Below are 19,953 nucleotides of genomic sequence, written 5' to 3' on the forward strand. Positions count from 1 at the left end.
AGGAAAAAAGCCCCGCAATGCGGGGCTTTTTTGTGTCGAGGAAGAAAGTTGCGGCCTTGATGCAATCCTAGCAACTGAATGCTTACTCGATCGGAGCGAGGGCGACTCGATTCCGACCTTCATGTTTGGCGTTGTAGAGTGCTTTATCGGCTCGATCCATCGTGATAGTGGCTGATTCTTTCGGGCTCCAAAGGGTTGCTCCGATGCTGGTGGTGACTCGGATTTCATGCTGGTTGTAGTGAAAGCTGGCTTCCTCCAGCTCCTGCCGGATTCGATCGAGGATTCGATGAGCTTGCTGTAAGTTGACCCCGACCAACACGATCACGAACTCCTCTCCGCCAACCCGGGCAAATAGGTCATCCTCCCTGAGGATGCTGGCTACCAGGCCGGTGAAGCCTTTCAACACCTCATCCCCACCCGTATGGCCGTAGTTGTCATTGAGGCTTTTGAAGTGGTCGAGATCCAGCAGGGCCAACACAATGCTGTCTTGGCGTACATAGCGGTGCAGGTCATCACTCATTTCCAGGAAGGCTCTGCGATTCAGGATGCCGGTCAGTGGATCGGTATTGGCCTGCTCTTGAAGTAGGTGTTCACGCAGCTTTCGCTCGGAGATATCCGTGACGGCGGAGAAGATCGCTTTTTCCTCACCCAATTGGATCAGGGTCGAGGTGAACTGAGCCCAGAAAGGAGCCGTTTTGGGGGCTTTTAGTTGGCACTCCAGGTCGGTCACGGTGCCTTGCGAACGGATAGTCTCGATCATCTCCTGGCGGTCGAGTGCCGAGACATAGAAATCATTGGCATTCACGCGATCCAGCTTGTCCGGATCCAGTTTGAACTGCTGGCAGAAGTGCTGGTTGGCGGCGATCACTTGGCCGTCCATACCGGTCAGAACATAGGGCAAGGGTAGGGCGGCAAGAATCGATTCCAACCGATCCGACTGTTGTTGTAGTTCCTTGGTCCTGGCGGCAACCAGTTGCTCCAGCTCCAGATTGTGGTCCTGTACGCTCTGGTACAGCACCGAGTTGTTATGGCTGATCAGATACTGCGATAGCAGCAACTCGACCAGATTGGCCTTGTGCGGTGTGAACAGGCCGGGAGTGCGGTTATGTTCCAGTACGATCACGCCGTGGATTTGATTGTCGAAGATCAGCGGTAGTGCCAATACCGACAGGCAACCTCGCTGGCTGATATAGTCATCAAGGATAAAGTCACCTTCCTGGCAGGCGTTCTTCAACAGCAGCGTGTTTCTGCTGTTAAGGCAATAGTTCAGCACACTGGTGGGAAGAGACTCTGGTTGCGGGTCGGGACTGAGAATCCCTTCGTGCAACTGAATGGCACATCGCCATTGTTCTGCCTGATCCCGATGATAGAGCCCCAGGGTCTGGGCGCCGGTTACCCGGGCAGACCAACTTAGGATCAGTTCCTGCAGCCGCCTGTCATCCAAGGGTTTAGAGAGTTGCTGTGAGGCCTCAATCACCGTTTGCCAATCGATGTTGATACCGGCAGCGGTGCTTTCCAGAGTCTTAGCAATGCTGGTTAGCTGCTGGTGAAGTTCCAGCGCCTTGGCCTCTGCCCCCCAGGATTGATAGAGCCGGATACTTTCTTCCAGATAGGCTTTACCGAGATTGGTTTGCTGTTGTTGAAGCCTATAGCGCCCCATACGCTCATTGGCGAGCGCCTGCAGCAGCGGGAAACCGCACTGTTGTGCCGATTCTATCGCCTGTTCGTAGTGGGCAAGAACTTGGGGGCGGGGTTGATCCAACACCGCTTGCTCTGCCCGGATGAGATGAGCGGCGGCGGCAAAGGTCGATGGGTTGAACGACTCCCAATAGCTGAACTTCTCCAGCGCGGCTTTCAGCCAGGCCTGCCAGTGAGGCTTCTGCTCAACGCCCTGCTGTTGCAGGGCCAGTAGCGAGAGGATGTTGAACAGGGTGAAGACAGCTTCATGAAAGATACCTTCGTCCAGGTCTTCCTGGGTCAGGGTGTCTGCCAGCGATATCTCCACGCCGTGCTGGTAGTTGCCAAACAGGTAACTTTGCAGCAAGCGACCGAGTAAACGGTCGTACTTTCCGCACATGTAGTGGTTGTCGTGAAAGTGTTCGACCGCCTCCTGCTCGTATCCCGGGATATGATCGAGATTATGCTGGTTGTCCAGTGAACCCTGCAGGATCATGATCAGGTTGCACTGTAGCTGGCTCAGATAAACCTGTGCGGGTTGCTTAATTTTACGGCAGGTTTCCACCACATTGAGGGTGCGTTGCAGCAGCGTACCGAGATGTTCCGAGCACATCAGGTCGGCATAAAAACCAAAAATATAGGCATGCACACCCCAGTAGTAGTCTCCCTGGTCGAGGCAGGCGTGGTAGGCACGGTCGCGCTCCTGACTGCTCTGGGTTAGGGAAACCTGCCAGGGCATGATGAAGTTTGCCCGCATCATGCTCAAACGTCCCTTGACCAACGGAATGGTCGGGAATTTCTCGCCCACGATCCGGGAGTAATGCTCCGCTTCAAAGGCGGTAGGGTAGTCCTTCAGCACCTTGGTACAGAGCAGTCCATACATCATGAACACATAGCTGGAATGGGGACTGTTGCCATGGCTAATGGTCAGTCGCAGCAGTTCCAGAATGGTTAGCGGGAACAGCAGAGAGCCGGAGTTGTAGCAGCAGGGCTGCATCGCCATCAGCAGATCCAGAATATTGAGAACCTGCTTGTCCTGAATGGCGGGTTGTTCGGCTAAATTCTTGAATGAATGCTGTTGCAGCAGCGCCTGAATATCCGCGATCGCATTACCGATGTCCTGCATGTCCGGGTTGTCCGGCAACGGGTTCTGCAGTGAGTTAAGCCCACTTAGCCCCTCTTCTATGGCTTGGTTTAGGCGACCGTAACGGGTGTATTGGGTGATCAGAATGGTTTGCAACCGAACCTGGTCGGCCGTAAGGCGGCAACGCTCACCGACCAGCTGTTTGATCGATTCCGCCTGCTCGAAACTCCCTGCCAGATAGAGGCACTCAAGCTGTAGTAGGACCGCATCCGTGATCAGCGCTTCAGGTTGGTTGTCGGTCTTCAGTGCTTCAAACTGCTCCAGGTAGTCGACAGCAAGGCTGTAGGCGGTTGCATCTCGTGCACGTTCTGCCGCGATCAGATTAAGGTGCGCTACTGTATTTATCTCTGCCGGGTCTAGGACGTTGTGAGCCTGGTTATAGTGGTTGAGCAGCTCGTAACTGTGTTCCTTCCACTCGGATCGCTCCAGCGGAGCAAGTAACAGGTTAGCGATGCGGTGGTGAAGTTGTGCTCTGTCGTTTGGCTCTAATAAACCATAAGCCGCCTGCTGGACCCGGTCATGGAGGAATCGTAATCGCCCCCCCGGTTCCTGACTGGCTTTATCTTCATGGTGATAGAGAAGACCGGCGGACAGGATGGGTTGTAACACCGATGAAATCTCTTCTTCGCCCGATTGCAGGACTTGAATCAGTGACAGCGGAAATACTGAACCGATACAGGCCGCCTGTTTCAGTAACTCCTGCGAGGCATGAGGAAGACGGCCGATCTTGTTCAGCATCAGCTCGACCACATTATCGGTGATATTGCGCTGCTTGATCGCCTCGGTCGACCAGTTCCAGCAAGGTGCACTGTGGTCAAACGACAGCAGATCGGATTGGTACAGCTCTTGTAAGAACTGGCGGAAGAAGAAGGGGTTACCGGCTGTTTTCTGATAGATCAATGCCGTCAGGTCTTGAACCTGAGATTCCTGCTGACTCAGGGTATCGGCGATCAATTGATTCAGGTCGGGTTGTTTCAGCGGCTGCAGTGTCAGTTGGGACAGGCGAGAGGTTTTCTGCTCCAGGCCGGCCAGCATCTGCATAAAGGGGTGTTTGGCGTCGACTTCGTTGTCGCGGTAGGCGCCGAGCAGCAGACAGTAGCGGCAGTCTTCATTGCTGATCATCAGCTTGAGCAGGTGGATGCTCGCCAAGTCGGCCCACTGCAGATCATCGATAAAGATGACCAAGGGTTTGTGTTGGGTGCAGATGGTCTGCACGAACGTAAGGAACAGGCTGTTAAAGCGGTTTTGCTGCTCCTCCGGCCCCAGCGGGCTGGGCGTTGGTTGCGGCCCGAGTAGCTGACCCAAGCCCGGTAGCACATCGATCAGTATCTGGGCGTTCGGTGCCAGTTCCTCGGATAAGCGTTGGCGCCAAAACTCTACCTGCTCGGCAGGGTAGGTCATGATGGTACGGATAAAGTGATCGAAGGCCTGGGCGATCGCGCTGTAGGGGGATGCGTTCTGGTACTGGTCAAATTTGCCCGAAATAAAAAGTCCATTGGCACGCAGAATCGGGGCTTGAACTTCATTGACCAGGGAGGATTTTCCGACACCGGAAAATCCGGCAACCAGTAATGCTTCGGAGGGCCCCTGTTCAACTCGATTGAATGCATCGAGTAGTTGTTGTGTTTCCGACTGACGGCCATAGAGTTTGCTGGGGATCAGTAGCCGATCGGGGACGTTGTTCGAGGCCGGAACAAAGCTCTCCAAGGCGGTGCGATCCAGCTGTAACAGCTGGTTCAGATCACGATTTAACGCGACGGCGCTCTGGTAACGATCCGTCGGCTCTTTTGCCATCAGCGTGCTAATTACTCGGTAGAACGCCTGCAGCAAGGATCGCTGTGACGCTTCGGTAGGCAAGCTGGGTTCGGGCAACTCGATCGCGATATGGGCGTAGCTAAGCTCGTTACCACTGAACTCCGGAAAAGGGGGCTGGCCGCTCAGTAACCAGTAGAACACCGCACCCAGCGCGTAAAGATCGGTGCGCGTATCCAGTTCATGCTTGAACTGGTATCCCTGCTCGGGTGCCAGATAGTGGGGGTCGGCTAAGGTTGGGCGAAAACTTTGGATACCGCCGCCCTCTCGGCTCAGGGGCTCTGAGGTGGTGAAATCAATCAACTCGGCGTATCGGTGATCTGGGGTGAGTAAGAAGGTGCCTGGCCGCAATACCAGATGGACCAGATCATGGTGATGTAATCGAACCAGAGCCGAGGTCAGCGTGATCGCTAAACGGACTTTTTCAGTCGCCGACAGCGTCGTTGAATCTACCTGATTGAGGGGAGACGGGCAGCGACTCAGTAGGTGGAGCTGTCGGGGAGAGGTTGATACCAACCGTGGTGCTGCGTCACCTTGCAGTCGTTGCAAGCATTGAATTTCCCGTTCGATAAGCTGCTGGACTTCGAAGCTGGCCAGGTAACTGGGGTACTCCTTGACCAGAGAATAATCGTCGCCGTTGATACCGGTCTGAGAAACTTGGCAGTGGGGGTCTTCTAACAGGTTAGAGACGGCTCCCGCACACTGGTGTCGGCTCATTACTTCATATCTCGTACTACAGGAACAAGAAAGTACTAACAGTATATTTCCTTATGATTCATATGCCATAGGACTCATTGACCGTTTTAGCGCTTGACGGGGGCAGGGCTAGGGTTGATCCGTTGATCTTTCAGCCGGTTAGGAGTTTTAACAGGGGGAGAAAAAAAGCCGAATTAATTGGACAAAACAGAGCTTTGAAAACTACAGAGAAAGCCGGTAACTGAGCTGAAACTGATGCTCGGTTTGCCGGGCAGCCAGACCCAGGTCGGCCCGGTTCGGGCGGCGACTGTCGATGCGGATGAACTCTGCAATCAGGCGGCTGTTTTTATCGAGCTTGTGAGACAGTGCCAGAGTCCAGGCCGAGCCGGTCTCGCCGTTGTTATCGATGCTGACAAAGCTGTTGTCGTCGGCATCGAACCAATCACGCCTGAGGGTCACCCGGTTGTCACCCAGCTGTTTGGTGGCCAGCAGATAGGCCCCCTCAAAATCGACATCGACCTGCCTGACGCCTCCGCTCTCCGGTCCCATCTGGGTTCGACCGGTCATGTACTGGGCAATCAGCAAGGTCGATGCCGGCAGTTTGGTTTCAAAATACAGATTCCAGAAGTGGGTGTCCCAGGCGTACTGGCTACGCTTAAACACCTCGGGGTCACCCCGGTTATCGTAGAAAAAGGCGCCGAATTTATGCCTACGTTCATATTCCCAGTCCAGTGCGCCGTAAAATCCGGGGCGATTATCGACTTCGCGGACGGGATCTACCCAAAGCGGTTGGGGCGAGAAGGCGCTTGGCGAGCCGATTGAGGACAGCGGGGGCAGCGGTACTCGACTGAATGCGCCGACTTTCAGGTCGTGCATGGCCCAACCCCGATACGCCAGCAGGCTTCCGGCAGGATCGTTGAAGCCGAAAATGGCTGCGGTGGCGGTCATCTTCCACGGACCCTGTCGGTGGGTCGCCGAGCCTTCCAGTGCCAGCGTACGAATCTCTTCACCGACCCAGCTGTTGATGGCCGAGGGGGTGATGGAGAAAGGGGTGGTCCAGGCCAGCCCACGATTCTCCCGTGAGATATGCGGGAACAGCAGGCCCGCTCGAATACGGTAGCGAATATCACCGTCCGGAACCGGATTGAAACGTACATAGGCTTCGACCAGATCGAGCGCCTGATCCTGCTCGGGATCGTATTTGAGATGGGTAAAGCCCTGCCACTGCCAATTGAAGTCGGCTTCCGCCACTAAGGAAACTTCGGACAGTTCCAGCAATGGAGAGGTGCTGTCGTAGCGACCTTTGCCCAGTCCCTGTTCCAGCCAGGTGGTTTCACTGTCCGAGTGGGCGGCTCGTGCATCTACCAGCCACCTCAGTGAAAAATCGGTAAAACCGCTATCTTCAGCCTTCACTGATAGGGCGAAGAGCAGAAGCAAAGCCGCTATCCAACTGCGGTAGAAAGTCGGGTTAGGACGGCTCATTGTCGTTCTGACTGCGAACAAAATTCTCTAGCTCGTCGGCGCCGATCGGGCGGCAGATATGAAAGCCCTGCACCATATCGCAGCCGTACTGGCGCAACAACTCCACCGATTGCGCATCTTCGACCCCTTCGGCGGTGACCGTCAGACCCAGATTATGGGCCAGCTCGATGGTTGAACGGACCAGGATCTGATCTTCGATATTCGAAGCCAGTTTCAGCACAAAGGCCTTGTCGATCTTGAGTTCATCCATGGGCAGCTGTTTCAGATAGCTCAGGGATGAATAGCCGGTTCCGTAGTCATCGATCGAGAGGAACAGCCCGAGATCGTGCAACCGGTTCAACACGGCCAGGGCGCGATCCATGTCGTGCATCACCGCGCTCTCGGTGACTTCCAGTTTCAGTAGACGAATCGGAAGCTGATAGCGGTTGAGCAGCCCCATCACCTGCTCCGGCAGCCGATGGTTGGTTAGGTCGGTTGCCGAAAGATTCAGTGCAACGGCGATCTCGAGCCCCTGGTTGTGCCAGTCGCTGGCCTGACGAATAGCGGTTTCCAGGCCCCAGTCTGTGAGGTGGCGAATATCACCGGTACGCTCGGCGATCGGAATAAACTCATCGGGCGGAATAAACCCGTGGGTGGTGCTGTTCCATCGGACCAGCGCCTCAACCACTTCGACCTGGCCACTGGCTAAGTTGACCTTCGGCTGGTAGGCGAACTGGACCTCTCCGTTCTTCAGTCCCTGGCGCAGTTCGCTCATGATCGACAAGCGTCGTTTCTGCAGTACCGCGCTGTCCTGGTCGAACCAGGCATAGGGCTTGCCGCTGGTTCGACACCGATCCAGTGCGGCATGGGCCTGTCGCAACAGCAGCTCGGCATCTTCGCCGTCGCTCGGGAAGTTCACCAGCCCGATTCGCAGCTGGATATCCACCACGATACCGGCCACCTGGCAGGGCTCAAGAAAGCGTTCCAGTACCTCGGCCACTTTCTGGTTGGTATCGCCGGGTGACTGGATGACCGCCGCAAAGGTCTCGGTTGAAAGCCGCGCCACTTCGCTGGTGAGTATCTGTTGCAGGCGGGCGCCAACGCCCTGCATCAGTTCGCTGATATTGGTGTGATCCAGAAAGGTGCGCAGCTCTCTGAGCTGCTGGACTTCAATGATCGCAAGGGTATAGGGATTCCGTTCGCCGCACTGGTTGTTGAGCTGCTTCTCGAACTGGAGCCGGTTGGGCAGCCCGGTTTCGGTGTCGTGATAGGCCTGAAACAGAATCCGCTGCTCACGTTCTCTGACCGTGTTGACCATGGTGTTGAAGCTATCGGTCAGATCCGCGATCTCATCGCCATGGCTGGTACATTTGACTTCGTGATAGTCGCCACCGGCAACCTGCTGTACCGCCGTGGTCAGCTGCCGCAGCGGTCGGGTAATTCCGTTGGCGGCGACCAGGCTGCCGATAACCAGCAGCAGAAAACCGACTCCCAGAATCACCACGGTGGTGATGAATAACAGGCGATAGGGCTGGTAGGCGCTGCTTTCCGAATAGGACAGTATGGCGGCGATCAGGGTGCCGTCATCACGGCTGCTCAGCGGCAGGTATTTGTAAAAGATGCCGCCCTTATCGAAGGCGTCGGTGCTGATGTCGGCACGATCCTGGCTGCCGGTGCCGCTCTGTTCGAACACCGGGGCATCGGCAAAATCATTGGCCAGCTGGAACCGGGCATCGCTACCGGGACGGTGGACAAAGGCGACCTCCAGATCAATGGCGGACAGGCGTTTGATCTCTTGGGCATACTCACCGTCAAGCTCAAAGCCGAAGGCGACCCAGGCGATTGTGATCGGAGCCTGCACCGGAACCACGACCAGCTGATAGAGGTGGCCATCCAACTCCACCAGTTTGGCGCCGATCCCCTCGGCTTCGGCCATGTTCTTGAGTGCATCGGAGATATTGGGGATGCGCATCGGCTGGTTGGTATCGGTAACCGCCGTCACCCGTTCATCCAGATCGAGCAGGTAGGCCAGGTCGGCACCAAAGCGGGCTTTCTGATTCTGCAGTGCCGAGCGGATGGTTTTGAGATCTTCGGTGGCGATCGCCTCCCGGAAGCCGTAATCCTTGGAGAGTAGTTGAGCGCTGGCACCCAGGACATCGACCCGTTGCTGCACGATGCGTTGAAAGATCAGCGCCGAGGTGTCCAGTTGCTGCAGGGCTTGCGATCTGACGTTGTCGGCCATGGTTTGGACAAACACCAGCGAGATCAGGCTCTGGACAACCACGAACAACAGCAGATAAACCAGCGTCAGTTTTGCCCGATATCTCAGCTTCAACATGCGACGAGCCTGCTTGCGAAAAACGGCGATATAAGTTGTTCAAGCATAAGCAATACCGGTACTCCTTCACCTTGCTGCAGGGAAAACCCACTGCAGCAAGACCGTATTTATTTCGTGTGAACAGGCCCTAGTAGCCGCTTTCCTCATCCGGTGGATACTGGACACTGCGAGCCGACTTCAGAATAAGCTCGGCGTCTAAAGACTGGGGTTGTTCCCCGGTCAGATCAATGCTGCTGATCTCGACTTCAGTGCGGTCTTTGATATCCGGGTGCCAGGCGTACACCTTATAGGTTCCTGCCGGCAGGTCATCGAAGGAAACGCTGCCGTCGTCGCCACTGAGGCTGTAGAACGGGTGGTCGGTGACGTAGACAAAGGCCAGCATGTTGTCGTGGATGTTGCACCCCAGCGCGATCACACCGGGTTGGTCGAAGACGATCGATTTACTCTCATCCTGCCCATAAAGCTGCAGCTGAAAACGCTTGGCTTTGGAGAAGGAGTAAACGTGGTGTCTGAAATCGTCGAAATTGGGAAAGCTGACCTTGGTGCCGACACTCACCGGCAGCACGAAGGGGCGAAACTGCGCCCCCTGCTGTCGCACCATCGCCTCCAGAGGTGGGTTGAGCGCGGGGTTGTCGAACTGGGGCTCCAGGCCGATAACGACATTTTCCAGCGGGGCCTGCTGGCCATCGACCACATTGATGTGGAGCTGGGAACCGCTGTGGGCGATCACCGGGTTGAATAGGAATGAGATCAACAACAGCTCAAGCATTCGGCGCTTTACATCTTGGGGTCGGAAAGACTTGCGTTGATGGGCAAGCCTAACTCGTTCAACTAGTTTCCTCAATTCGGTATACCTTTTCCGTGCGTGTTGAATGTCATGTTCAGCCGTCAGCAGCTCGGAAACGGGGCCGCGCTAATTCGGCTAGAGTTGGAACTGCTGCAGCTTGGATTCCACCCGCTGTAGCGCATCGACCAGGGTTTGCCGACGTTGCTGCAGTTGATTGGCGGTCATGGAAGCCTGGTCCGCAATGCTGTTGACCTCATCCATATGGTGGTTGATCTCTTGCATCCCCGAGTGCTGATGACCGGTCTCGGCGGCAATACCCAGACTCATATGGTTGATCGACTCGACGCTCCGGCTCATACCCACCAGGGCTTCGGAGACTTCCCGGCTTTGGCCGACACACTCCACCGCCAGGGTTCTGCCCTGTTCCATTACCTCGCGGGTATCGCTGACCCGGGCCTGCAAAGCCTCAATGGTAGCCTGGATACCCTCGGTCGATTCGCGGGTCTTCGACGCCAGCATGCGGACCTCGCCCGCCACCACGGCAAAGCCTCTGCCGGCCTCACCGGCGCGGGCGGCTTCGATGGCGGCATTCAGTGCCAGCAGGTTGGTTTGATCGGCGATATCCTTGATCACCGTCACCAGCTCGGTGATCGAGTCGCTGGCTTCGACCAGTTGCTGAATATTATCACTGGCGTTGGAAACTTCGTCGGCCAGTTGGTCGATGGTTTGGGTCGAGGCCTGAACCAGCTGCAGGCTGTGTTTGGCTTCGCGATCGATCTGGGCCGCCTGCTGCTTGGCGCTGGTGGAACTCTCGGAGATCGATTCTACCGCACCGGTAATCAGATCAACGGCGGAGGCGGTTTGCTGCAGTCGTTGTTGCTGCTGCTCGACACCGGCATGGGTCTGATTGCTGAGTTCGCCCACCTGTACCAGTACTTCGCCGGCCTGATTCAGGGAGCGGTAGGTTTCGCTGACCAGCTGATGAATCTTCTCGATAAACAGATCCACCTCGTCCGCCAGTTGGCCGATCTCGTCGTTGCGGCGTTGGTTCAGGCGCTGGGTCAAATCACCTTCGCCGCGGGCCAGGTCGCGCATGGCCGACAACAGCTGGGTGATGGGGGTGGTCAGACTGCGTGCCAGCAGCACCGCCAGCGTGAGTCCCAGCACGACGACCACGATCAGGCTGATCGTTCCCACCTGCCGTGTCTGCTCCACATCGGCAATGGTCTGGGCCTGGTTATGGGCGGCGGAGGCAAGGCTGTCGCTGACCAGTTTTTCCAGTGCCGCCCCGAGGCGATGATCCAGCTCGGTCAGGACTCGCTGATCGGGCAGTTGCTGCTGGATCGATGCGCCGACCCGTTGCAGGTTCAAGCGATACCAATCATCGGCCAGTTGGTTGAGGGCGCCGAAATCGCTATCCACCATCAGCGCATCGGTCGCTTGATGGACCCGTTCCAGTTGCTGCAGGAACTGCTGGCGTTGCGCTTTCAGCCGCTGCTCGGCCTCGGCAGCGTCGCTGAAATCGATTCTGGCCAGCTTTTCCGCCACCAGGTCGCGACTGTCCCGAAAGGTATCCCAGGCGGCGCGGCTGTTATCGACCGCCACCAGTGGGTATTCGAACGCCGCGATGGCGCTTGCGCCCAGGGCGCTGAGCTGCATGTTCTGATAAACACCCAAGCCGCTGAACAGGCTGACCAACAGGCCAAAGCCCAGCCACATTTTAACTCTGATCGTCATATCCAACCCCAAGCAACAATTAGTACGGCAGAATCGGCAAACTGACTGCCTGGGCTTCGCCCGTCAGGCTTTCGAGAAATGCCAGTAGGTCGTTTTTCTGCCCTGGTGTCAGCACGATCGGAGTCATTTGAGGCGATAACGTCTCCCGTTGAATCCCGCCGCTGATGTAGTGATCGATCACCTGCGACAGATTTTTCACGCTGCCGTTGTGCATGTAGGGTGCCCGCTGACTGATATTGCGCAGGCCCGGGGTCTTAAACGCGTGTTGATCGGAAGATTGCTGGCTGATCGTCATGCGACCGTTATCGGTGGTCGCCAGGCCGATGTCGTGGAAACGGTTATCGGTGAAGTTCCAGCCGCTATGACAGCGGTTGCAGCCCGCTGCGCCGTTGAACAGAGCAAAACCCCGCTTGGCAGCATCCGAGACCGCCGCCGAATCACCCTCGATCCAGCGATCGAACGGGGCGGTGTCCGAAACGATAGTCCGCTCGTAGGTCGCAATCGACTTCAGGATGTTCTGTTCGGAGATGCCCTCGTTGGGGAATACGCGGGCAAACAGGTCGCGATAACCATCCACGGCCTGAAGACGCTCCACCACCTGGGCGATCGGAATGTTCATCTCATTCGGTGACTGGATCGGCCCCTTGATCTGCTCCTCCAGTGACGGCGCTCGTCCATCCCAGAAGAACTCCTCGCCCCAGGCCAGATTGAGAATGGTCGGCGAATGTCGATCCAGGGTCTTTCCCTGTCCGCCAAAGGCGCCGGGCACACCGTCCTCCCAGCCCAGCGACGGGTTGTGGCAGGTGGCACAGCTCATGTTGAAGTTGCGACTCAGGCGCTGATCAAAAAACAGCATCTTGCCCAACTGAGCTTTCTCGGCCGAGTAGGGATTGGTGGCGGGGAAAGGAATCACCTGGGGGCGCTGATAGTCAGCGGCCAGAGCGGCGGGCGCTTTGTCCTGCGCAAACGATGGGGTTACCACTATCGCCATCGTTGCCACCAGCATATTTCTTAACATTTCTACGGACATCATCAATCTCGTTACTGCATGTTAGAAAAACGTTTTTAGTGCAGATGCTGATATCCGACGAAGCAAATCCTCAGCTGTTACGTGGGATCAGAAAATAATTGAAATCGTTTAATCACAACAAAGCGGATTCTTCGTCGCGATTGCCTTTGGCAAACCGTGGTCTTGGCGAGTTTGGGAGTCGAAGCGAGCTGTTTTTTAAATCGGAAAAAGGACAAGAGTCGGGGAGAGGGCTGGAAGCTGGAGCGGGTGAGGAGAATCGAACTCCCGTATGCAGCTTGGGAAGCTGCCGTTCTACCATTGAACTACACCCGCACTATCTGTCGTCGAGCTCGAAGACCTGCGCCCAGGGCGCTGACTGACGAGGTTGAAGAGTCCCAATAGTACCGAGCCGCCCCGGTGAATGAAAGATCGGATCTTACGGCCTGTTAGCCCTCTCTGACCTACCTCTCGGAGGTATGGTGCCGATGGTAAAGCTGGCCCATATTGGCCTGATCAAGTCGCACGGGCTGGTGTGCCGCTCGGCATACGCGTCTCTCTTGGGTGCGGCTTCCAACAATAAGAGATGCGCACGGCGGTAGTTCGGGCCGGAGGATAACGATGACGATCAAGCGGATTCTACAGCTGACAATACTGAGTATTGCGGTTTCACTCATCATCACCGCGCTGCTGGTGATGCAACTGCTGAACAATCAGGTGGCCCTGTATGACGCCTCCGAGCGTCAGCAGGAGAGCACCAGTTTTATCCTGCACAACATGGCCTCCAATGATCTGCTGATCCGCTCGCTGCGCGAGTACGCCTACACCGCGAACCCGCAGGCACTGGAGGAGTACAACCAACGGGCGGCGATGTTCACCGGTGAGGCACCCTGGCCCACCGGCAAGACGCTGGCGGAGGCCGACTATATCCGGCAGCTGGGGTTTGGCGAGATCGGCGATCGGGTACTGGCGAAGATCGAGACCATCGCCGCGCCGGTCTGGGATGCGGAGGAGCAAGCGTTGGCGCTGATGGAGCAGGGGGGAGGCGATCCAGCCCGACGCCAGCAGGCGATGCAGTTGTTGCACAGTGCCGATTACATCAAGTATGCCCGGCTTCAGTCCGAACCCCTGGAAGAGTTGGGACAGCATATCTTCAGCACCAACAAGCAGAACATGGCGGGGCTGTTCGAAGACAGTCAATCCTATGTGACGGCCATTGTCGGGTTTGTTCTTCTGAGTCTACTTCTTCTGTTGGCCGCATTTTTCTATCTGCAATTCAAAGTCATCCGCCCGATCGGCGAAGTGGTCGATTTGACCGAGCAGGTTGCCGAGGGTGACTTCCGAGTACGTTCGGACCTCAAGGGCAGCAACGAGATGGGGCGCTTTGGTCTGTCGATGAACGCGATGCTGCAGAAGATTAATCTACTGATTGCCAATATCGGCGACAGTGGTAGCCGGATCAACCAGGTCTCCGACGAGCTGACCAGGATGGTGGCCGGGGCCAAGTTGCAGGCCGATCAGCAGCAGCTGGATGTGGAGCAGGTGGCCACCGCCACCACCCAGATGAGCCACACCACCCAGGAGGTGGCGACCAATTGCGCCGATGCGGCAGTGGCGGCCCGGGACACGGCCTCGACCACCCGCGACGGGCAACGGGTGGTGGAGGAAACGATTCATACCATCAACCAGCTGTCGGCGCGTTTGAACGATTCCAGCGACAGTATCCAGCAGCTGGAAACCCACACCGAGCGGGTCGCCAACGTGGTCAATGTGATTCAAGGTATCGCCGAACAAACCAACCTGCTGGCACTGAATGCGGCGATCGAAGCGGCCAGAGCCGGTGAGCAGGGGCGGGGGTTTGCAGTGGTGGCCGATGAGGTGCGGACCCTGGCCCAGCGTACCCATTCCTCAACCGAAGAGATCAAGACCACGATCGAGCAGCTGATCTCCGGCACCCATCGGGCGGTGTCGCTGATGGAGGAAAGCAATCATGTCGTCGGCGACGTGGTGGTCAAGGCCGATTCGGCCGGTGCTGCGCTGGAGGCGATCTTCGCATCGGTGAATGTGATTCAGGATATGAACAACCAGATCGCCACCGCGACCGAGGAGCAGACCTCGGTGGTGGATGAGATCAGCGGTATTTTAGAAAAGATTCGTGAGTTTTCCCGTGGCTCATTGCAGGATGCCGAGCGGGCCGAATCGGCGGCGGATAATCTGCGTCAGGTGGTTCAGGGCCAAACTCAGATGCTGCAGGGGTTGAAAACCTGACCCGAGGGCGTTGTCCGTGTGGATCAGTGGAGCCGATCTATACTGGAACTCTTGACCAAATTCCGGAGGTTTCCATGTCGACCCATCACCGCATTGATTATGTTGAGCTGCCCGCGCGCGATCTGGAGATCACCAAGCAGTTTTTCCGTGATGTATTCGGCTGGGGCTTTACCGATTTCGGCCCCGATTACACCGCTTTCGAGGATGCCGGTTTGATGGGCGGATTCTTCCGCGACTCCCAGGCCAGCCGAACCGATCGGGGTGCGGCGCTGGTGGTGCTGTACAGCCGTGATCTGGAACAGACCCAAGCCCAGGTAGAAGCCGCCGGTGGGCGGATCAGCAAGGCGATCTTCAGCTTTCCAGGTGGACGGCGGTTCCAGTTTTTCGAACCCAGCGGCAATGAATTCGCCGTCTGGTCCGATCAGGGCATGGACGAGACGGCTGATCAGTAAGACTGACAGGCCACGCTGCAGGCGAGTCGGAAGGCGAGGGTTGTCAGAAATTGCAGCGCTCGATTGGCTAGCCGTTTCGGTTACTCACCAAGCACGGGGGCTTATCCGCCTGTGCTTGGTGAGATCGTACTAAACGCCGGTTAACTTAACTCGGCTCCACCCAGCTCCCGTCAGCTTCCAACCGCGCAAGGCTGTCAGCCCAGCGGGCGGTTTGCTCGCTCAGCCCTTGCTGCTGGAGCCAGTCGGGGTTGTGGTAGGTATCGAGGTAGCGCTCGCCGCTGTCGCAGATCAGCGTCACCAGACTGCCCTGTTCGCCGTCCTGCTTCATCCGCTGTGCCAGCCGCACCATGCCGATCAGGTTGGTGCCGGTGGAGGCGCCGATCTTGCGACCCAACTTACGACTCAGAAACTCCATCGCTGCCAAGCTGGCCGCATCGGGGATCGGCATCATCTCGTCGATCACGGTGGGGATAAACGAGGGTTCGACCCGTGGCCGACCAATCCCTTCGATTCGGGAGCTGGCGTTGAGGGTGGGGCTGCCGCCGTGCTGGTAGTAGTCGTAGAACACCGAGTTTTCCGGGTCGACCACGCAGAGCCGGCTGCCACCGCCCCAGTGGCTGCTGTAGCGCAGGTAACGGCCGATGGTGGCCGAGGTGCCGCCGGTGCCGGCGCTCATCACGATCCAGCGAGGTTCAGGGTGTCGCTCCAGCGCCATCTGCTGGAAGATCGCATCGGCGATGTTGTTGTTACCGCGCCAGTCGGTGGCCCGCTCGGCGTAGGTGAACTGATCCATGTAGTGGCCGTTCAGCTCCTCGGCCAATTGCTGGGCTTCGGCATAGATGTCGGCTGGCGCCACCTTATGGCAGCGGCCACCGTAGAACTCGATCTGGGCCAGCTTTTCCTGGGCCGTGCCCTCGGGCACTACGGCGATAAACGGCAAGCCCAACAGGCGGGCGAAGTAGGCCTCCGAGATGGCGGTGCTGCCGGAGCTGGATTCGATGATTGGCGTACCCTCATCGATCCAACCGTTACAGAGCGCGTACAGAAACAACGAGCGTGCCAGCCGATGCTTGAGACTGCCGGTGGGGTGGGTGGATTCGTCCTTCAGGTAGAGGTCGATTCCGTCCAGCGCCTCCAGCTCCAGCTTGATCAGGTGGGTGTCGGCCGAGCGGTTGAAGTCGGCGTCGATTTTTCTGATCGCCTGAGCGATCCAGCGGCTATTGCACATAAGGGCGTCTCGTTGGTATGTGTTGTCTATAGTTATAACAAAAAAGAAAATAGTATTTCTGAAAAATTCTAATAAACAGATTAAAAATTCTAATAATGGATTTTAGATTAGATTCTGGGTTCTGTTGGTTCGGGTTTGCTGAAATCCTGAGCTAGTCTTCATTGAGCGGGGATCATCTGCGGGCCGGGTCGTAACATGGCCGCACTTTGCCGCTCTATCACTCAGACACTGCAGGGAGAAAAGACCAATGACCGATCTGTTCGATGATGCCCTCAAGCGGGTTCGACAACTCAGTGATAGCGCCGGTATCGACCCGGAGGTGGTGGAGTCGCTGATGCAACCCAAGGCGATGATGAAGGCCGCGCTGCCGGTGCGGATGGATGACGGTTCGACCCGTTACTTCACCGGTTACCGCTGTCGCTTCAACGATGTGCTGGGGCCGACTAAGGGGGGAATTCGCTATCACCCGCAGGTCAGTCAGGCCGAGGTGCAGGCGCTGGCGCTGTGGATGACGATCAAGTGTGCGCTGCTGGGGCTGCCGTTCGGTGGCGGCAAGGGCGGTGTGGTGGTCAACCCGAAGGAACTGTCGCCGATGGAGCTGGAACGGCTGTCGCGCTCCTATATGCGGGCGATGGCCGATTTTGTCGGCCCGGAGGTCGATATTCCGGCCCCGGACGTGTACACCAACGCCCGGATCATGGGCTGGATGATGGACGAGTACGAAGCGATCCGGCGACTGCGGGCGCCGGGGGTGATCACCGGTAAGCCGATCCCGCTGGGCGGCAGCCTGGGGCGCGACGAGGCCACCGGACGAGGGGCTTATCTGTGTATCCGTCAGTTGGCCGAGAAGCGGGGCTGGCAGCCGGATCAGACCCGGGTAGCGGTGCAGGGATTCGGTAATGCGGCCTACCATGTGGCCCGGCTGCTGCAGGCCGACGGCTATCGGATCGTCGCGGTCAGCGACTCCAAGGGCGGGATTCACTCCGAGCAGGGCTTCGATATCGACAGCCTGTGGAAAGAGAAACAGTCGTCCCGGCAGATGCGGGCGGTCTACTGCGAACAGTCGGTTTGTCAGCTGATCGAACATCGCGAGATCAGCAACGAAGAGCTGTTGGCGCTGGATGTGGATCTGCTGATCCCGGCGGCGTTGGAAGAGGTGATCCGGGCGGATAACGTCGACAACGTGAAGGCCAAAACCATCGTCGAGGTGGCCAACGGCCCGATCGCCACCGAGGCCGAAGCGGTACTGGATGCCCGCGGTGTGACCATTGTGCCGGATGTGCTGGCCAACGCCGGCGGTGTCAGCGTCAGTTACTTCGAGTGGGTCCAGAACCGTAGCGGCTTCCCGTGGGATCTGCCGGAAGTGCGCGACAAGCTGGCCCAGTACATGAGCCGGGCGTTCGAGCAGGTCTGGCAGATCGCCGAGACCGAAGGGTTGTCGCTGCGTGCGGCGGCCTATACCGCCGCCCTGCGCCGGATCAGTGAGGCCACCACGGCCCACGGTACCCGCGAGTACTTCAAGGGCGATAACTAAAGGGCTAGCGAAACAACACGGCTAAAGTGAACCGCTAAAGAGAACAGCTCAGGTCGATCCGTCACTCGCCCTGGCTTGATGGATCAGATCGATTCGCCGACCACCGTGGCTACGGACCCGCTAACCCCGGGTCTGCTATCATGTCGCTCCTTTTAGAACACGAGTGGGCGCTGGGCCGAGATGGAGCTGTTGCTGTGGAAATTGCTGGTATCGATCCTGGCGGTGCTGGGGTTGTCGCTGGTGGCCGAGCGGGTCAGCCCCAAGGTGGCCGGCGTACTGTCCGGCTACCCGCTGGGCAGCGCCATCGCGCTGTTCTTTATCGGCCTTGAGCAGGGTCAGGCGTTCGCCGCCGAAGCGGCGGTCAGCACCCTGGCCGGTTTCAGCGCCAGTCTGGTGTTGGCCGGGGGCTACTATTTAGCGTCTTCTCGGATAGCCTCTTCTCGGCTGGCATCGTCCTCGCGGTTCTCTGTTAAACCGGCTTCGAATGGCCGTGTCTGGTTCGACCTGCCGGTGGCCGCCGTTGCCGGGGTGCTCGCCTTCCTGTTGGCCTCGGCGCTGCTGCAGCAGCTGACGCTCGGCTTGATCGGCGGTGCCCTGATCACGCTGGCGACGATCCTGTTGTCGGCGCGTCTGTTTAAGCATATCGATAATGTGGCGCCGCTGAAGACTCAACGCCTGAGCCGCTGGGTGATGCTGCTCCGCGCGCTGATGGCGGCCGCCACGGTGCTGCTGATCACCGGACTGGCGGAGCTGATCGGGCCGACCTGGTCCGGGCTGCTGTCGGCGTTTCCGATCACGCTGTTCCCCTTTATGCTGATCATGCACTACAGCTACGGCCCGGCGGTGGTCTATACCGTGATTCGTAACTATCCGATGGGGCTGGGGGCGTTGCTCTGCTATACCCTGACGGTGGCGCTGACCTATCCGGACTGGGGCGTGCCCTGGGGCACGGCGTTAGGCTTCGTGGTGGCGACGCTGTACCTGTGGGGGCTGTATCAGGTGCTTCGATACCGGGGCGAGAAGAATTGAATACCAACAAGAGGGCAGAGGGTGAGTCCTGACAATAACGCCTCGACCGTCAGCACGACGATGCGGCTGGATAAGTTTGTCTCCCAGGCCAGTGGCCTGAGTCGCAAGCAGGTGCAGAAGCTGATTCGCAAGGGCGAAGTCAGCGTCGATGGCGAGAGCTGTCGCGACGGGGCCACCAAGGTGACAGCGCAACAAACGGTTTGCCTCGACGACGAACCGCTGCAGCTGCGCGGGCCGGTCTACCTGATGCTCAACAAACCGCTCGGGGTGGTCTGTTCGACCGAAGATTTCGACCACGAGACCGTGCTGGACCTGCTGCCCTACGAGTTGCAGGAGGGCGTACATCCGGCCGGTCGGCTGGATATCGACACCAGCGGTCTGGTGCTGCTGACCGACGATGGCCAGTGGTCCCATCGGGTCACTGCACCCAAACGCGGTGCCGCCAAACAAGGGGTGTTCAAGCGCTACCGGGTCGAACTGGCCGAACCGCTTTGTGACGAGGCCGAACAGCGACTGGACGAAGGTCTGATGCTGCGGGGCGAAACCAAGCCGACCCTGCCGGCCAAGCTGCAACGGCTGAGCTCGACCGAGGTGCTGATCGAGATTCAGGAAGGGCGCTACCATCAGGTCAAGCGGATGTTCGCCGTGCTGGGTAACCGGGTGGTGGGCCTGCACCGCGAAGCGATCGGCGCGCTGGCGCTGGACCCGAAGCTGGAACCCGGGCAGTATCGCGCCCTTGAAACCCACGAAATTGACCTATTCTGACTGCGCCTGATTGATGGAT

The 19,953-nt window shown here is 57.9% G+C and carries 12 protein-coding genes and 1 tRNA gene; 5 read left to right on the forward strand and 8 right to left on the reverse strand.

What is annotated here, in order from left to right; translation table 11 throughout:
• Positions 1-82 precede the first annotated feature (82 nt).
• From ACO05M_RS07310 to ACO05M_RS07340, 7 genes are all read right to left on the reverse strand, one after another.
• The gene (locus ACO05M_RS07310) at positions 83-5,350 is read right to left on the reverse strand and encodes a diguanylate cyclase domain-containing protein (RefSeq protein WP_421869563.1); all 5,268 of its coding nucleotides are present in this window, start codon (positions 5,348-5,350) and stop codon (positions 83-85) included.
• A gap of 201 nt (positions 5,351-5,551) precedes the next feature.
• Positions 5,552-6,766, reverse strand: a complete 1,215-nt coding sequence (locus tag ACO05M_RS07315) for a hypothetical protein (RefSeq protein ID WP_421869566.1) — start codon at positions 6,764-6,766, stop codon at positions 5,552-5,554.
• Between the two features lie 31 nt (positions 6,767-6,797).
• Positions 6,798-9,128, reverse strand: coding sequence for a putative bifunctional diguanylate cyclase/phosphodiesterase (locus tag ACO05M_RS07320; RefSeq protein WP_421869569.1), 2,331 nt, complete (start codon positions 9,126-9,128; stop codon positions 6,798-6,800).
• A gap of 127 nt (positions 9,129-9,255) precedes the next feature.
• Complete coding sequence (locus ACO05M_RS07325) at positions 9,256-9,897, reverse strand: carboxypeptidase regulatory-like domain-containing protein (RefSeq protein ID WP_421869572.1); 642 nt, start codon at positions 9,895-9,897, stop codon at positions 9,256-9,258.
• 153 nt (positions 9,898-10,050) lie between these two features.
• Positions 10,051-11,652: a methyl-accepting chemotaxis protein gene (locus ACO05M_RS07330; protein WP_421869575.1), complete on the reverse strand. Its 1,602-nt coding sequence runs from the start codon at positions 11,650-11,652 to the stop codon at positions 10,051-10,053.
• Between the two features lie 19 nt (positions 11,653-11,671).
• Complete coding sequence (locus ACO05M_RS07335) at positions 11,672-12,643, reverse strand: cytochrome-c peroxidase (protein ID WP_421869578.1); 972 nt, start codon at positions 12,641-12,643, stop codon at positions 11,672-11,674.
• Between the two features lie 277 nt (positions 12,644-12,920).
• Positions 12,921-12,994, reverse strand: a tRNA-Gly gene (locus ACO05M_RS07340).
• Positions 12,995-13,279: 285 nt separating this feature from the next.
• Here ACO05M_RS07340 and ACO05M_RS07345 point away from each other — a divergent pair.
• Positions 13,280-14,926 (forward strand): methyl-accepting chemotaxis protein, encoded by a 1,647-nt coding sequence (locus ACO05M_RS07345; RefSeq protein WP_421869581.1) that lies wholly within the window; start codon positions 13,280-13,282, stop codon positions 14,924-14,926.
• A gap of 74 nt (positions 14,927-15,000) precedes the next feature.
• Complete coding sequence (locus ACO05M_RS07350) at positions 15,001-15,378, forward strand: VOC family protein (RefSeq protein ID WP_421869584.1); 378 nt, start codon at positions 15,001-15,003, stop codon at positions 15,376-15,378.
• Positions 15,379-15,523: 145 nt separating this feature from the next.
• Here ACO05M_RS07350 and ACO05M_RS07355 read toward each other — a convergent pair whose 3' ends face one another.
• Positions 15,524-16,606, reverse strand: a complete 1,083-nt coding sequence (locus ACO05M_RS07355) for a PLP-dependent cysteine synthase family protein (protein ID WP_421869586.1) — start codon at positions 16,604-16,606, stop codon at positions 15,524-15,526.
• Positions 16,607-16,853: 247 nt separating this feature from the next.
• On the opposite strand from ACO05M_RS07355, the gene ACO05M_RS07360 reads away from it, so the two are divergent.
• The 3 genes from ACO05M_RS07360 to ACO05M_RS07370 all read left to right on the forward strand — a co-directional run bounded on the left by ACO05M_RS07360 (position 16,854) and on the right by ACO05M_RS07370 (position 19,934).
• Positions 16,854-18,140, forward strand: a complete 1,287-nt coding sequence (locus ACO05M_RS07360; RefSeq protein WP_421869589.1) for a Glu/Leu/Phe/Val family dehydrogenase — start codon at positions 16,854-16,856, stop codon at positions 18,138-18,140.
• A 180-nt stretch (positions 18,141-18,320) separates the two neighbouring features.
• A complete protein-coding gene (locus ACO05M_RS07365; protein ID WP_421869592.1) occupies positions 18,321-19,169 on the forward strand; it encodes a hypothetical protein in 849 nt (282 codons plus the stop codon).
• Between the two features lie 21 nt (positions 19,170-19,190).
• A complete protein-coding gene (locus ACO05M_RS07370; protein WP_421869595.1) occupies positions 19,191-19,934 on the forward strand; it encodes a pseudouridine synthase in 744 nt (247 codons plus the stop codon).
• Positions 19,935-19,953: the final 19 nt, after the last annotated feature.

This window comes from Motiliproteus sp. (genome assembly GCF_965230735.1).
In the GTDB taxonomy this organism is placed as follows: domain Bacteria; phylum Pseudomonadota; class Gammaproteobacteria; order Pseudomonadales; family Balneatricaceae; genus Motiliproteus.

Coding starts and splice junctions, on each gene's coding strand:
- ACO05M_RS07365 (WP_421869592.1), top strand. CDS start 18,321: ATGGAGCTGTTGCTGTGGAAATTGCTGGTATCGATCCTGGCGGTGCTG.
- ACO05M_RS07335 (WP_421869578.1), bottom strand. CDS start 12,643: ATGGCGATAGTGGTAACCCCATCGTTTGCGCAGGACAAAGCGCCCGCC.
- ACO05M_RS07320 (WP_421869569.1), bottom strand. CDS start 9,128: ATGTTGAAGCTGAGATATCGGGCAAAACTGACGCTGGTTTATCTGCTG.
- ACO05M_RS07345 (WP_421869581.1), top strand. CDS start 13,280: ATGACGATCAAGCGGATTCTACAGCTGACAATACTGAGTATTGCGGTT.
- ACO05M_RS07350 (WP_421869584.1), top strand. CDS start 15,001: ATGTCGACCCATCACCGCATTGATTATGTTGAGCTGCCCGCGCGCGAT.
- ACO05M_RS07360 (WP_421869589.1), top strand. CDS start 16,854: ATGACCGATCTGTTCGATGATGCCCTCAAGCGGGTTCGACAACTCAGT.
- ACO05M_RS07330 (WP_421869575.1), bottom strand. CDS start 11,652: ATGACGATCAGAGTTAAAATGTGGCTGGGCTTTGGCCTGTTGGTCAGC.
- ACO05M_RS07325 (WP_421869572.1), bottom strand. CDS start 9,897: ATGCTTGAGCTGTTGTTGATCTCATTCCTATTCAACCCGGTGATCGCC.
- ACO05M_RS07310 (WP_421869563.1), bottom strand. CDS start 5,350: ATGAGCCGACACCAGTGTGCGGGAGCCGTCTCTAACCTGTTAGAAGAC.
- ACO05M_RS07355 (WP_421869586.1), bottom strand. CDS start 16,606: ATGTGCAATAGCCGCTGGATCGCTCAGGCGATCAGAAAAATCGACGCC.